General features: G+C 52.3%; 13 protein-coding genes. 2 read left to right on the top strand and 11 right to left on the bottom strand.

Annotated features, from left to right (window positions below; translation table 11 throughout):
- Window positions 1–4: 4 nt before the first annotated feature.
- The 8 genes from BLP47_RS05810 to BLP47_RS05775 all read right to left on the bottom strand — a co-directional run bounded on the left by BLP47_RS05810 (window position 5) and on the right by BLP47_RS05775 (window position 7452).
- Complete coding sequence (locus BLP47_RS05810) at window positions 5–790, bottom strand: shikimate dehydrogenase (RefSeq protein WP_091851404.1); 786 nt, start codon at window positions 788–790, stop codon at window positions 5–7.
- Entirely contained in the window at window positions 783–1844 is a 1062-nt protein-coding gene (mltG, locus tag BLP47_RS05805) for an endolytic transglycosylase MltG (RefSeq protein WP_091851401.1), read from the bottom strand. Before mltG ends, BLP47_RS05810 begins: the two co-directional genes overlap by 8 nt.
- The gene (ruvX, locus tag BLP47_RS05800; RefSeq protein ID WP_091851398.1) at window positions 1837–2280 is read right to left on the bottom strand and encodes a Holliday junction resolvase RuvX; all 444 of its coding nucleotides are present in this window, start codon (window positions 2278–2280) and stop codon (window positions 1837–1839) included. Before ruvX ends, mltG begins: the two co-directional genes overlap by 8 nt.
- Window positions 2277–4916 carry an alanine--tRNA ligase gene (alaS, locus tag BLP47_RS05795; RefSeq protein WP_091851395.1) on the bottom strand — a complete coding sequence of 880 codons (2640 nt, stop codon included), beginning with the start codon at window positions 4914–4916 and terminating at the stop codon, window positions 2277–2279. Before alaS ends, ruvX begins: the two co-directional genes overlap by 4 nt.
- Entirely contained in the window at window positions 4917–5126 is a 210-nt protein-coding gene (locus BLP47_RS05790; RefSeq protein WP_091851392.1) for a hypothetical protein, read from the bottom strand.
- Between the two features lie 2 nt (window positions 5127–5128).
- A complete protein-coding gene (locus tag BLP47_RS05785) occupies window positions 5129–5476 on the bottom strand; it encodes a DUF948 domain-containing protein (protein WP_091851390.1) in 348 nt (115 codons plus the stop codon).
- Between the two features lie 6 nt (window positions 5477–5482).
- Window positions 5483–6112, bottom strand: coding sequence for a 30S ribosomal protein S4 (rpsD, locus tag BLP47_RS05780; RefSeq protein WP_091851387.1), 630 nt, complete (start codon window positions 6110–6112; stop codon window positions 5483–5485).
- A gap of 104 nt (window positions 6113–6216) precedes the next feature.
- Entirely contained in the window at window positions 6217–7452 is a 1236-nt protein-coding gene (locus BLP47_RS05775; protein WP_249883295.1) for a replication-associated recombination protein A, read from the bottom strand.
- A 54-nt stretch (window positions 7453–7506) separates the two neighbouring features.
- Between BLP47_RS05775 and BLP47_RS05770 the strand changes: the two genes are divergently transcribed.
- Together BLP47_RS05770 and BLP47_RS05765 are read left to right on the top strand one after the other, a co-directional pair.
- Window positions 7507–8259 (top strand): peptidylprolyl isomerase, encoded by a 753-nt coding sequence (locus BLP47_RS05770; RefSeq protein WP_091851381.1) that lies wholly within the window; start codon window positions 7507–7509, stop codon window positions 8257–8259.
- 25 nt (window positions 8260–8284) lie between these two features.
- The gene (locus BLP47_RS05765) at window positions 8285–9499 is read left to right on the top strand and encodes a DUF349 domain-containing protein (RefSeq protein WP_091851378.1); all 1215 of its coding nucleotides are present in this window, start codon (window positions 8285–8287) and stop codon (window positions 9497–9499) included.
- Here the strand turns inward: BLP47_RS05765 and BLP47_RS05760 are convergent.
- From BLP47_RS05760 to secD, 3 genes are read right to left on the bottom strand one after another with little or no spacing between them, the layout of a single operon-like run.
- The gene (locus BLP47_RS05760) at window positions 9496–11724 is read right to left on the bottom strand and encodes a bifunctional (p)ppGpp synthetase/guanosine-3',5'-bis(diphosphate) 3'-pyrophosphohydrolase (RefSeq protein WP_091851375.1); all 2229 of its coding nucleotides are present in this window, start codon (window positions 11722–11724) and stop codon (window positions 9496–9498) included. The genes BLP47_RS05765 and BLP47_RS05760 overlap by 4 nt on opposite strands.
- A 31-nt stretch (window positions 11725–11755) precedes the next feature.
- The gene (gene secF / locus BLP47_RS05755) at window positions 11756–12730 is read right to left on the bottom strand and encodes a protein translocase subunit SecF (RefSeq protein WP_091851373.1); all 975 of its coding nucleotides are present in this window, start codon (window positions 12728–12730) and stop codon (window positions 11756–11758) included.
- Window positions 12723–14405, bottom strand: a complete 1683-nt coding sequence (secD, locus tag BLP47_RS05750; protein WP_091851370.1) for a protein translocase subunit SecD — start codon at window positions 14403–14405, stop codon at window positions 12723–12725. Before secD ends, secF begins: the two co-directional genes overlap by 8 nt.

Raw genomic sequence — 14405 nt, 5'->3', positions numbered from 1 at the left:
ACTACTATTTTGCCATGCTTAGAGCCTCGCGAACGGCTTCCACTAATTTATGCTCATTTTCTAAGGGCTCTTCTAATTGATTGCCGGCGAATAACCGCTGTTGTCCGATGGCTTGCCAAATTAACATCTCAATACCGGAAATAACTTCGTGATTCACGGACCACAATTTTGCTGCCCCTGAAGGCCAAGGATCATAAGCCACATCCAAAAGCATCCCTTGTGGCGATAGCGACTCTAGGTATTGGTCTAATCCCCCTCCGGGAAGTGTTGAGATGGTTAGGTCCGCCCTCACTGCCTTATCAAGAGAAACCCATGCGCACTCAAACTCTTTAGCCATTCGAATGCCGGCAATCTCATTGCGCCCCCAGATTGTGACTTTTTTCTCAAGTTGCTGCATCGCAATGATCGCGCTTCTAGCAGTAGCTCCTGTGCCCAGGACCGATACGGAATCGAAATCACTGCCTTCTAGCGCTTGGCCTATGCCGAAGATATCGGTGTTATAGGCATCCCAGCCCGTATTGGTGCGAATCAAAGTGTTGGCCGCCTGAGCCTCGATAGCAAGATAATCCACTCGGTCACCAAAGGCGAGGGCCTCTCTTTTTAGTGGCATCGTGAGAGAGAGCCCGAGCCAATCACTGCTCAATCCAGCTATAAAGCCCGCTACGCCCTCTTCTAGCTCGATAGCCTGATAATCAGAATCGGCCCCCAGAAAACCGAAAGCAGCATTGTGGATTAGTGGGGACTTTGAATGCGCGATGGGCGAACCTAGGACTGCGTAGTGACTAGTCATTAAAACCCGGATTCGCCCTCAGCCAGGCCTGGAACTCTTTCACAGCAACAAGGTGCTCGGCAAAGGTATCGGTGAAAACAGTCTCCCCAGTTTCAAGATTGACCGTTACAAAATACAGCCAGGAACCGTCGGCAGGTCTAAGTGCGGCATCTATCGCGATACCTCCGGGGCTTGCGATTGGCCCGATTGGGAGGCCTAAGTGAACATAGGTGTTGTAAAGATTTAGGTCTGCTCGCTGAGCATCGGTGGTTGTGACTGTTTTGCCGTCAGTACCATAGTTCACCGTCGCATCGGACTGTAAGAGCATCCCAATGTCCAGTCGATTCAAAAAAACCCTCGAAGCCCTATAGAAATCCTCAACGTTTCTCGCTTCGGCCTGCAAAACCGAAGCCAGTCGAATTACATCAAATGATGACTTGAGGGTGATATCGTGCTTGGCAAGCTCGGTTTCGGTGCGCCTGAGCATCGCATTAATGATTTCTTGCGCGCTCACCCCGGGGTCAAAAGTATAGGTAGCGGGAAATAGATAGCCTTCAGCATTGAGGGCTTGGTCGGGCAGTTCCCCCATAATCGTTGCGATAGCGGATACAAAGTCCTGTTCGCTCAAGCCGAAGTCACTAGCTAGCTGGGGAACAATTTGTGAGATCCTGAATCCCTCAGGGATTGTGCTTGTGAGCGTGATTTTGCCATTGCCTTCGATTAGTAAACGCAGTGCTTCTTGACCTGGGATTTGAGTTGGGAACTCATACACCCCCGGGAATATTGTGAAATCCGTTCTGAGCATGTCGCGATAGACCGCGTCAAAGCTTTTTACGATGTCAGCACTTACCATTTTTCTGGCAACATCGGCACCCGTATCCCCGGGCTCAATCTCTATCCGGGTTGCTGGCCCGCCCTCACCTTCATAATCCTCAACCTGAAAACGAGATAGCAAAGAGGTTAGAGAGCCTTGAGCTAAAAATAACCCGCCCCCGATGGCCCCCGCCAGTAAGGCAAAAGAAATAAGGGCCGCGTAAAACCCCTTGGATCGGCGGGGCCTGGCAGTCTCAGTCATTCAAATCCTCCAGAGTTTTACCAGCAAGCTGGCCCTGCACCTCTTGCTGAAGAGCTGACTCAAGAATAATCGCTGCCGCCTGGGCATCGATGATGCTTTTTGAGGACTTAGCGTTTTTGCCCGCGCTTCTGAGCATTGAAGCCGCGGTTTTTGTGGTCAGACGCTCATCCACAAACCGCACCGGTACTTGGCTTTGGCTCGCCAGGGCTTTGCCCAGTGCGATGGCCTTGTGGGCGGAGTTACTAAGCCCGCCTCCTAGGCTTAGCGGTAAGCCGATATAGACCGCGGCTATTGAGCGGGCTTGTATTTCACTTAGGATTTTGGATACGGCTTGGGCATCGTTCGGGATCGCCTCGATTGGCAGAACGAGAGTTCCCTCTGAAATTGCGATTCCAATTCTGGCATCGCCAGAATCCAAGGCTAACCTTCTGTTCACGCGATGGCTGAGACTGCAGCCCTAAGAGCCGCCGAAAGCTGCAGTACCTCTGTACCGCCACCCTGGGCGATGTCGGCTTTTCCGCCGCCGCCGCCGCCGAGCTCTGCCGATGCAATCTTCGCAAGATCTCCAGCTCGAACCCCTTGAGATTGGGCGATTTGGCCCGCCGCGACCATTACCGTGGCCCGAAGGTCCAAGATGCTCGCGAGAATGACAACGGATTGTTCGCCCAGTTGATCACGTACCGCAATAGTGAGGCTTCTGAGCTGATCCGCGGTTAGGGGTTGTTCTAGGTGAGTCGACACCACATCGAGCCCTGCAATCTTTGTGCTGGATGCCAGGATTTCGGGAACTAACTTGAGAGCTTGTTGCCCCTCCAGTAGGGATACCTTACGCTGCGCGGATTTGAGATCTTCTAATGCTTGCCCGATTCTCGCTTCTAATTCCTGAGCGGGTGCTTTTAGGCTCAGCGCCAGTCTGCGAACCAAATCCCGCTCCGCAAGCAAAGAGGTCAATGCCCCGAGGCCGACCTCGGCCTCGATTCTTCTCGAACCAGAACCCACCGAGGCCTCTGCTGTCACTGAAACAAGGCCAATTTGCGAGGATCTTGAGACGTGTGTGCCGCCACAAAGCTCGCGCGACCAAGGTCCGCCAACCTGAACCACTCGGACTTTCTCATCGTAGGTCTCGCCAAATAGCGCAATGGCTCCCCATTCGCGAGCATCAGGCAGGCTCATGAACTGTGCAGAGACTGCTAAATCAGCTCTAATCGCCAGGTTAGATACTTCTTCGATTTCAGACTTACTGGCTTCCGAAAGTGCCTGAGTCCAGGAGAAGTCAAGCCGAAGATATCCGGGGCGGTTATAAGATCCCGACTGCATAGCCTCTTTACCAAGAACCTGACGCAGTGCTGCATGGATTACGTGAGTCGCCGAGTGGGCCTGGCAGGCCCCGAGGCGCCAATCGGCATCGACCAAGGTTTCGGCACTCGACCCGATTCCTACCTCGCCACTTAGGACTCGAACCTTATGGGAAAAAAGGCCCTTTACTGGTTTTTGGACGTCTAGCACCTCAAGTTCAAAGCCTTCGCCTCTTATAAGACCTGAATCCGCCGCCTGGCCACCGGATTCTGCGTAGAGAGAGGTTTTATCAATAAAAAGCTCCCCAACCTCACCTTCGGACAAATCCTGAACGCTAATTCCGTCGCGGACCAGCCCCAAGATAGTTCCGCTCGTGTTCAAAGCTTCGTATCCTAAAAATTGCGTCTCACCCAATGAGCGAAATTCGCTGTAAACCTGAAGTCCGGAAGAGCCAACTTTTTTATCCTTAGCATCTTTTTTTGCGCGCTCTTTTTGATCTTGCATCAAGCTATCGAACGCACCTCGATCGATTGTGAGATCGTTTTCCTGTGCTATTTCAATTGTCAAATCGATCGGAAAGCCATAGGTGTCGTGTAACAAGAACGCGACCTCAGGAGCCAGTGAACCTTTAGCTAGGGCCATGGACTCCTCCAGCACCTGACTACCAGACTCCAAGGTTCTTAGGAACCCAGTCTCCTCGGCGAGCGCTAGGCGCAGAACCCTGGGGAAACTTTCTTCCAGCTCGGGGTAGGCCTCAACCATCGCGTTTTTGCTACTCGTGAATAATTCATGGAAGGCTTTTTCTGTCACACCCAAAAGGCGTAGCGATCGAATCGCTCTACGCAAGAGTCTGCGCAAAATATATCCACGACCCTCGTTTGATGGTGATACTCCATCAGACATCAGCATTAGAGCCGAGCGAATATGATCTGCTATGACTCGCATCCTGATGTCGTCTGTTTCGTCAGCGTTATATTTTCTACCGCTGAGCCTCGCGGCGACATCTATTAGTGGACGAATCTGGTCTATCTCGTAAATGTTCTCGACGCCTTGCTTCAAAAAAGCAACTCGCTCAAGCCCCATGCCAGTGTCAATGTTCTTTTTCGGCAGGTCACCAAGAATCTCAAAGTGATCTTTGGTGCCGCCATCCGCGCGCTCGTATTGCATAAAGACCAGATTCCAGATCTCTATGTAGCGGTCCTCATCGGCAATCGGGCCACCCTCAAGACCGTATTCCGGACCGCGGTCAAAGTAGATTTCCGAGCAAGGCCCGGCCGGACCGCGCTGGCCGGTTGACCAGTAGTTATCTGCCATGCCACGCTTTTGGATTCGCTCCAGCGGAATACTTGTTTCTTCTAGCCAGTAATCGATAGATTCTTCGTCGTCCTCATAAACGGTTGCCCACAGCTTCTCTGGATCAAAACCAAGCCCACCATCCGCTTCGGATTTGGTCAGTAGCTCCCAGGCATAGCCAATAGCTTCTTTTTTGAAGTAGTCGCCAAAGGAAAAATTGCCATTCATCTGGAAAAAAGTTCCGTGCCGGGTGGTCTTGCCGACTTCATCGATGTCCAAAGTGCGGACGCACTTTTGGACACTGGTTGCCCTCAAATAAGGTGCGGGAATGACTCCCGACATGTATGGGATGAATGGCACCATTCCGGCTACCACAAACATCAGGTTAGGGTCTTGGGAGATTAGTGGGGCACTTGGAACAACAGTGTGGCCCTTTTGTTCAAAGAAGTTGAGCCAACGCCGTTTTATCTCGGCAGTCTTCATTTAGCTCTTCTTATTGGCTGGGCGTTTTGGGGCCGGCTTATTCAGCTCAGCCTCTCGCTCTGCATAACCCTCTGCAATCGAGTTACCGAAGTCTTTGGCGGCAGCGACTGCTCCATCCAGAGCGTCCTGAGCCTTCGGGTTATCCCTGAGCTGCACTACCGCGAAAGCACCTAAACCGATGCCGATTGCGAACCAATTGAATTTAGACATGACTACCTCCGCTTTCCGAATGCTTTGAAAATACCTTGAGTTACGCCAAAGATTTTCGTCAGTGGGGTGCCTACCGCGGCGGTGAAAACGGCCACCAGCGAGCTAATGTTTACGCTCACCTGTTCGACATCCTTGGTGATTTGATCAATTCTTTTGAGCTGCTTATTGGCCTCGGTTAGAGTAACCCTGGCCTCAGCAAGCATGGGTTCAATTTCTTTATTCACCGATCTGACGGTGTTTGAGCTCTCGTCAAGCAACTTACCCAGCTTGGTAAGAGGAATTCCGATGAATAAAACAAGCAGGGCGAAACCACTGGCAAAAATAATGCCTGCGATCTCGCCACCGCTCATAAGTTATTACCTCGCTGCGTAGTACTCAACTACGAGTTGGACTTCACAGGTCACTGGAACCTCGACACGCTTTGGGCGTCTAATGAGAGTCGCCTGCAACTTGTCAATGTCAACCTTGATGTATTCCGGGATCTTTGCTAGCACATCAGAGTTTCCTCCAGCAGCAGCGACCTGGAAAGGTTCTGTCTTCTCACTCTTGTCGTGAACGTGAATCAGCTGACCGGGCTTTACTCGGAATGAAGGGCGGTCAACGCGCTCACCATTAACAAGGATGTGGCGGTGCACCACCATTTGACGAGCCTGCGCCATGGTGCGAGCAAAACCGGCACGAAGTACAAGTGCGTCTAGACGCATCTCCAAAAGCTCAACCAAATTCTCACCGGTTAGCCCCTCGGTTCGCTTTGCCTCTTGGAAGGTCTTGCGAAGCTGGGCCTCGCGAATACCGTACTGGGCGCGAAGGCGCTGCTTCTCGCGCAACCGAACCGAGTAGTCGGAGTCTGACTTGCGCTTGGTGCGGCCGTGCTGACCGGGACCATATGGTCTTTTTTCCATGTACTTTGCAGCTTTTGGCGTTAACGCGATACCAAGGGCACGAGATAGACGGGTCTTGCTGCGGGATCTAGTTGTCTTTGACAAAAAGGTACCTTTCAAATTTTCTATGTTTGGGAATCTTGCACTACGTCCCAGCCGCTGGAGCAGAGCAACCCCGAAAGCTTACCAGTTGGAGCCAGGGCTGTCACTCATCTACCGAGGATTTCTCCGATTGCTTTTAGTCGAGTGGCTATGACGGACTCAAAGCCGTGGGCACTTGGCAAGTAATAGCTCTTTTTTTGAAGTGAGTGCTCCTGGGCTATGACCCCTCGAGGGTCATCATGAGGGTATTTGTAGCCGACTGCGCCGGTGGATCTGAGAGCCGCAGGAATCGCCGGAACATCGCCTGATTCTGCGTCTGCAATAGCTTGGTTTATTGCAATATAAGCCCGGTTCGATTTTGGAGCTGTTGCCAAATAAATTGTGGCTTCGGCTAGTGGGATTCGGCCCTCGGGCATTCCTATTCTTTCCACAACATCCGCGACCGCGCTTGCCAGCACTATTGCTTGCGGATCCGCGAGGCCGATGTCCTCTGCCGCCAGAATCATCAGCCTTCTCGCTATGAACCTAGGGTCTTCTCCCCCGAGAATCATGCGGGCCAGATAGTGAATCGCAGCGTCAGGATCGGAACCTCGGACCGACTTGATGAAAGCGCTAATCGTGTCGTAATGCTCATCCCCGTTGGGGTCATAGGCGATTGTTGATTCGCTGGCATCTGCGGCTGCCTGATAACTGACTTCGCCGGTGCAACTCTGTGCTGCCGCTTCCATCAGGGTGAGTGCCCTTCTGGCATCTCCTTGACAGATGTGAGCGATGTAGTCAAGTGCCTTTGGTTCAAAGGCTCTTCCCTGAAGTCCCGCGGCACTATTTCTCGCTCTTTCCAAAAGCGATATCAAGTCATCTTTGGCAAGTGGTTCGAGGTGAAAAACTAGTGACCGAGAGATAAGTGGCTTGATGACACTGAAGGCGGGATTTTCCGTGGTTGCGGCGATGAGGGTTATAACTCCACTTTCAACCGCTCCCAAAAGCGAATCCTGCTGGCTCTTGGAGAATCGGTGTATTTCGTCTAAAAATAAAATTGTGGACCGATCAAAAACTTCTCGAAGCTTTTTGGCTTCCTCAATAACCTCCCGGACCTGCCCCACTGAGCTTGAGATAGCCGATAGTTCCACAAACTTGGCATCTTTGACACGCGATAGCAGTCTTGCAATGGTTGTCTTCCCGGTCCCCGGCGGGCCCCAGAGCAATATTGATGACCAAGTGCCATCTTTTTCGGCAGCAACTAATCGCTCGAGAGGCGAGCCTTTTTTTAAAAGACGTGCTTGCCCGAGCACCTCATTGATAAAACTTGGGCGCATTCTGTCGGCTAAAGGGGTTTGTACCACCAGATGATTCTAGGCAAGTCCTAGAATTACTGGTCGGATGAGAACCGGGGAGTAATGAATAACAACGAAAAGTTAGAAAAATATCAAGCTAAGCAACTACTAGTTGGGAAGCGCCTGATCAGGGGCAAGGCGGATAACCGAGTGGCCTTAGTTGCCGGAGCCGCGGCACTTGTCCTTGCATTTGCCGGCCAGCTTCTTTATTTCAATTTTGGTCCCGGCTCAAGTGATCCGGCATTGGATGTGACCCAGGAGCCGGCCGCTGAGGCACCGCAAAATTCCAGCGAAGTCCCGAGCGCTGACTTAGCAGAGGCTCGTATTTGGGAAGGAGCATTGAACCTAAACGACCAGGCGATCTCTCTTGAACTGGATGGCGTAAATGCTCCCCAAGCGGTCGCTAACTTTATTTCCCTTGCGCAATCTGGTTACTACGAAAACGTGACCTGTCACCGGCTTACAACAGCTGGAATCTTTGTGTTGCAGTGTGGCGACCCAGACGGAACCGGCGGCGGCGGTCCGGGCTATAACTTCGGACCAGTCGAGAACGCTCCCGCGGACGACCTGTACCTAGAAGGAACCCTAGCGATGGCGCGGGTGGGTCAGGATGGCAACTCAATGGGTTCGCAGTTCTTCATCGTCTACGGCGACTCGAGTATCCCGAGTGACTCGGCCGGCGGCTACACCGTGTTTGGAAAAATAACCGGTGGTCTTGATGCGGTAAAAGCAATTGCCGACCTAGGCACTTCGGATGGTTCATCTGATGCAAGCCCGGTAGAGCCGGTAATTATGTCTCAGATTTCGGTAAAGTAAGAACAACCACCCTTAGGAGCTCCCATTGACTAGCAATGAGTTTGGCCGCGTAGACCAAGACAACAACGTTTTCGTAATTGACAACGGTGCTGAGCGTCAAATCGGCCAATACCCCAACGTCAGCGCCGACGCAGCGCTTGTCTATTACACCCGCAAGTTCGCCGACCTTGAGGCTCAAGTTCGAACTCTTGAACAGCGAATCGCTGCTGGAATCAGTGACTCAAAAAGCCTGAAGATGGGTCATGACGCCCTAGTTTTGGAGCTAAAAGAGCCCAAGGTTTTGGGAAACATTGCCAGTCTTCGTGATCGTTTGGCCAAGCTCCAGGGGCCGATTGGTGCTGCTGCTGAAATGATTTCGGCTCAGCGGGACGCCGCATTTGCTATCGCCTTGGCAGAAAAAGAAGAAATTGCTGCTCGCGCGGAGGCAATGGTCCACAAGATGGAAAGTATCAACTGGAAAAAGTCCGCCGCCGAGATGACCGAGCTTTTTGATAAGTGGCAGACACTTCAGAAAAATGGGCCAAAGATTCCCAAATCTAAGACTGATCCAATTTGGAAGCGCTTCTCTCAGTCGCGGGCAAAGTTTGAAACTGGCAGAAGAAGCTATTTTGCCAATCTAGATGGCAAATTCAAAGAGGCTAAGGGCATCAAGGTGAATCTCACCGAGCAAGCTGAGGCCCTGGTTGCCAGGGGCGGCCAAGCCGCCGCTGAATATCGCAAGCTTCAGGACCAGTGGAAGGCTTCTCCCAAAGCCGGCAAGGCCGAAGAATCACTCTGGACCAAATTCCGTGCCGCCGGTGACGCAATCTTCGCGGCCAAAAAGGCGACGGATTCCGAGCTCGCCTCCTCGCAGACGGGCAACCTAAAAGCCAAACTTGATTTGATTGATCAGGCGGAAAAAATTGACACCTCTGATCTTGAGTCCGCAAAAAAGCAACTTGGTGAAATTCAAACCAAGTGGGTCAAGGTGGGGCACGTTGCCAAAGAAGAAGTGCGCAAAGTGGAGGACCGGCTTCGTAAGGTAGAAAAGAAGATTGCAGATGCTCAAGCGGAAGCTTGGCGTCGGTCCGACCCTGCGGCTAAGGCGCGGAGCAACTCCTTGGTATCCCAGTTGGAAACCGCTATTTTAGGCCTAGAAGCCGAACTCGCCGCGGCTCCAGCGGTCAAGCAAAAGGAGCTAAAGGAACAAATTGCTGCTCGGCAGGCTTGGCTGGAAGCAGCCCAGAAGGCTGTTGACTAAGAGCTTTTCACTCGATAAACGTCGTAAACAGCTTCGATTCTTTTGACCTGATTGAGCACGTGGTCAAGGTGCGATGGGTCCGCCATTTCAAAGACGAATTTACTCAGCGCAACTCGATCTTTACCTGTTGATACGGACGCGTTCAGAATGTTGACGTGATTTTCTGTTAGCACTCTTGTGACATCCGAAAGTAGGCCGGATCGATCCAGTGCCTCAACCTGGATCTGCACCATGAATACACCGCGGGCCTGGTCGGCCCAAGACACCTCGACAACCCGTTCGGGGTTTAAGCTCTTGCAGTTCTTGCAGTCTTCTCGGTGCACCGATACACCTTCGCCTCTTGTAACAAAGCCGATAATTGGATCTCCCGGCACCGGGGTGCAGCAGCGGGCCATCTTGGTCAGCACTCCCGCGGAGCCCTTTACCATCACTCCTTGGTCGGCACTTCTTGGGCCACGCAGGGACTTGGGTAGCTGAATTGGTATCTCTTCAGTCTGAAGTTCCTCGGTGTAACCCTCGAGCTGTTTGAGCCTCTCTATGACCGAAATTGTTGAGAGCTGGCCCTGACCAATAGCGTTATAAAGAGCCTGAATATCCGCATGCTTATTCTCCTGGGCCACTTTTTGAAGTGACTGGGAGCCAATCAGGGCTTGAATCGGCAGGCCCTGCTTCCGCAGGGCTTTGACGAGCGCCTCTTTGCCGTCCTCGGTAGCAAGCTCTCTGCGCTCTTGAGTGAAATAGTGCTTAATCTTGGCCTTGGCTCTTGGAGAGGCTACGAAATTTAGCCAATCCTTGCTGGGTCCAGCATTTTCAGACTTGGAGGCCAGAATTTCAATTACATCCCCGGCTTGCAGTTTGGACTCAAGCGGCACGAGTCGCCCATTAACCTTTGCCCCAATGGTTTTGTGGCCAACTTCGGTGTGCACCGTGTAGGCAAAATCAACCGGCGTAGAACCCGCGGCTAGGCCAACAACTTTGCCCTTTGGGGTAAATACGTAGAGCTCCTTGGCTCCAATTTCAAATCTAAGGTTGTCAAGAAACTCCCCCGAGTCTGCCGTTTCCTCTTGCCAATCGCTGAGCTGCTTGAGCCAGGCAAAGTCAACTTCCTTATCTCCGGTTTTCCCGCTTTGGGTCTTGTATTTCCAGTGCGCAGCCACTCCATACTCAGCTCGCTGATGCATCTCGGAGGTCCTGATTTGGATCTCAACGGCCCTACCTTCCGGGCCAACTACTGTGGTGTGCAAGGACTGGTATAAATTGAATTTGGGCATCGCAATGTAGTCCTTGAAGCGGCCGGGAAGCGGAGACCACTTGGCGTGAATGGCTCCGAGAGCGCCATAGCAATCTTTTACGCTGCCAACTATGACCCTAATTCCGACAAGATCGTAGATGTCGTCGAACTCCCTACCGCGAAGCACCATCTTTTGGTAGATCGAGTAGTACTGCTTGGGTCTGCCATCAATTTTGGCCTTGACTTTGCCTTCCTTGAGCTCGGCGGTGATCTCGTCGATCACGTTCTCGGTGTATTCACTCCGCGTCGGGTTTCGTTGTCCAACAAGAGAAACTATCTCCTCGTAAACCTTTGGATATAGAACCGCAAAGCTAATGTCCTCGAGTTCAACCTTCATCATGCTGATGCCCAAGCGATGGGCCAGCGGTGCGTAAATCTCTAAAGTTTCCTGGGCCTTGCGTTTTGCGGACTCTTGAGCCACAAAACCCCAGGTGCGGGCGTTGTGTAATCGGTCCGCAAGTTTGATTACAAGAACTCGCACATCCTTGCTCATGGCGACCACCATCTTGCGCATGGTTTCGGCCTGAGCGCTGTCACCGAACTTGACCTTGTCGAGTTTTGTAACCCCGTCTACCAGGAGGGCAACCTCCTCACCAAATTCCTTTTTTAGGGCTTCCAGGGGGTATCCGGTGTCCTCCACTGTGTCGTGCAATAGCGCTGCCGCTATTGTGGCCGGGCCGGAGCCCAAGTCGGCAAGGATTTTGGCGACTGCCAAAGGGTGGCTTATGTACTCTTCACCACTTTTTCTAAGCTGCCCAGTGTGGTAGTGAGAGGCTGTCACATAAGCGCGCTCGATAATACCGAGATCGCCCTTTGGGTGATTGATTTTGACTATTCGAATCAGCTCTTGAAGGTCGGCTCCGTAAGCAGTCGAAGATCTTGTGAATATGCGCGGCAGCCTAGCTCTAAGTGAGCTAGATCGGCTGTCGGTCATTTTTGGCTCCTGTTTTTGGGTAAGCAGAAGTCTATTCGCGGTTAGCTGCAACTTTCATCGCGGCGAGCTTAACTTTGCTCTCGGATTCGCGCAGGTGCGCATAAATCGGAGCGGCTAAAAACACGGAAGAGTAGGTTCCAACTATGGTTCCGATGAATAGTGCGAGAGCAATATCCCTGAGGGTGCCCGCGCCAAGGAAAGTCGAACCGATGAACAGAATCGAGGCAATCGGCAACACTGCAACCACGGAGGTGTTTACTGACCTCACTAGTGTCTGGTTGATTGCAAGATTTACCATTTCACTCAGAGTTCTGGTTTCGGAGAATTCAATCTCGAGCGTGTTTTCTCGCACTTTATCGAAAACAACCACGGTGTCATAGAGCGAGTAGCTCAAGATAGTTAGAAACCCAATCACGGCTGCTGGGGTCACTTCGAAGCCAACACCGGCGTAGATGCCAGCGGTGAGAACTAGATCGTGGGCCAAAGCGATCAGTGCGGCCACCGACATTTTCCAGGATCGGAAATACAGCGCCATCAATATCGAAACCAAAAGCAAGAATACGATCAAACCGGTGAGCGCCTGTCTTGTAACATCGGCACCCCAGTTCGGCCCGATAAAGCTTGACGCCACTTCGGCTGCAGGGACACTGTAAGCATCGGCAAGTGCTAGCCGAGCGGCCTCCGACTCGGTGTCCGCCAGCTGTTCGGTTTGGATTCTCAAATCGTTGGTTCCAACTCCGGTGGTGCTCACTTGCACACCAGGAACAACGCTTTGGATTGCGTCGGTTGCTAGAGACTGAGGCAAGCCTTGGGAATTCGATAGTCTGAACTCGCTGCCGCCGCGGAACTCAATTCCGAAGTTGAAGCCGCCCCGGACGACCGGCAATAAAATGGCAAGGATAACTAGCACCGCTCCAATTGCGTACCAGATTTTACGCTTACCTACAAAATCAAAGGATCGCTCACCCGTGTAGAGCTGATTTCCTAGCGTGCGAAATTTACTCATCTGCTCCCCTATTCGCCAGAGCCTTGCGCTCGGCAATCGTTTGACGCGTATGTGCTTCCTTGGATGATTTCTCCGCTTTACCGGCGCTGAGATTTTCGGATAGCTGGAACTTTCCTCGTCCCCTATAAGAGGCCCTTTGGGCAGATAGGTCGAATCCGGAGAACCTGTGGCCGGAGGCAAAGAACTTGCTGCGAGCCAGTAGCTGAACCATTGGGTGGGTAAACAGAACTACAACCAAAAGGTCGATGAGCGTGGTGAGTCCGAGAGTGAAGGCGAAACCACGCACAGAGGAACTCGTGAGAAGAAAGAGCACCACGGCTGCTGTGAAGCTAACGGCGTCAGCTACCAGAATCGTTCTCAGGGCGCGCTTCCAGCCTGCTTCAACGGCGGCTTCGAGGGTACGTCCGTCTCTCAGCTCATCTCTAATTCTTTCGAAATACACAATGAATGAGTCGGCGGTGATTCCGATTGCCACAATTAGGCCTGCCACACCTGCCAAAGAAAGCCGGTAACCCTGACGCCAGGATAAGAAGGCGATGAAAAGATAGACCAGAAGTGCAGCAATAATTAGCGAGCCCACAACCACTGAGGCCAAGCCGCGATACTGGAAAGCCATGTAAACAATCACGACAATCAGGCCTATCAAGCCGGCGATTAGACCCGATTGGAGGGACTCTTTTCCAAGAGTGGCGCTGATGTTTTCTTGGGACTGCACCTCAAAGCCAATCGGAAGAGCGCCGTACTTGAGCTGATCGGAGAGCACTGTGGCGCTATCTTGAGTAAAGTTTCCGGTTATCTCAGCCTTGCCGTTGGTGATAACTGCATTGGTGGATGGTGCGGTGATTACCACGCCGTCAAGCGTGATTGCGAACTGGTTTTGTGGGCTCGGAAGCGTAAATAGTCTGGAGGTCACTTGGCCGAACGCCTCTGAGCCAACAGAGTCGAACTCTAGATCAACTTTCCAGTCGCTGGTCTGGGCTCCGGTCTGAGTAACCACCGTTCCCGCAGTGGCTCCACTGACATTTAATCCCTTTACCTCCACGGGCCCAAGTATGTACTTAAACAACGATTGGTCATCACAAGTAATTAGCGGAATGGTTGGGTCATCCACCTGGCCTGGTGAACGAAATGGCACCGAACAGTCAAGCACGTCGTATTGAGCGCTTAGTTTTGGTGTGACCCAGGCAACATCGGATGCGTTAGTTGGATCCGATGTTGGGGTGTCACTCAAGGTTTCTAAATCAACCGCCAACGCTTCTGGAGTCGGGGTGCTGGTCGGTGCGAAGATAATGACTGGTCGGAATTCCAAGAGGGCGGAAGCCTTGATTAGCTGCAAGGTTGTAGCATCCGGGGTTCCTGGGATTTCTACAATGATATTCTGTCCACCCTGCACGCTGACTATGGCTTCGCCAACACCACTCCCATCAATACGTGCTCGAATGATAGACACGGCCTGGTCGAGTTGCTCGGGAATGACCGCTACGCCATCCGCAAGTGTCGGTGTCAGGATGATCGAGGTGCCACCTTGCAGGTCTAGGGCCAGCTCTGGAGCGTAAGAAGCCCCCGGCTGTAAGCTTACGACACCCCAGATGATTAGGCCAATGAAAAATGCTGCAATGCCGCCGATCCAGCCAAGCTTTCTCCGGGCGCTCGCGACGGTTGTTTTTTCGGCCAA

The sequence above is a fragment of the Candidatus Aquiluna sp. UB-MaderosW2red genome, from assembly GCF_900100865.1.
Classification (GTDB): Bacteria; Actinomycetota; Actinomycetes; order Actinomycetales; family Microbacteriaceae; genus Aquiluna.
This window is presented reverse-complemented; position numbering and strand designations above follow the sequence as displayed.

Excerpts from the sequence above, each read along its gene's own strand:
- BLP47_RS05810 (WP_091851404.1), bottom strand. The coding sequence starts at position 790 with ATGACTAGTCACTACGCAGTCCTAGGTTCGCCCATCGCGCATTCAAAG.
- mltG (WP_091851401.1), bottom strand. The coding sequence starts at position 1,844 with ATGACTGAGACTGCCAGGCCCCGCCGATCCAAGGGGTTTTACGCGGCC.
- alaS (WP_091851395.1), bottom strand. The coding sequence starts at position 4,916 with ATGAAGACTGCCGAGATAAAACGGCGTTGGCTCAACTTCTTTGAACAA.
- BLP47_RS05790 (WP_091851392.1), bottom strand. The coding sequence starts at position 5,126 with ATGTCTAAATTCAATTGGTTCGCAATCGGCATCGGTTTAGGTGCTTTC.
- BLP47_RS05785 (WP_091851390.1), bottom strand. The coding sequence starts at position 5,476 with ATGAGCGGTGGCGAGATCGCAGGCATTATTTTTGCCAGTGGTTTCGCC.
- BLP47_RS05770 (WP_091851381.1), top strand. The coding sequence starts at position 7,507 with ATGAATAACAACGAAAAGTTAGAAAAATATCAAGCTAAGCAACTACTA.
- BLP47_RS05760 (WP_091851375.1), bottom strand. The coding sequence starts at position 11,724 with ATGACCGACAGCCGATCTAGCTCACTTAGAGCTAGGCTGCCGCGCATA.
- secF (WP_091851373.1), bottom strand. The coding sequence starts at position 12,730 with ATGAGTAAATTTCGCACGCTAGGAAATCAGCTCTACACGGGTGAGCGA.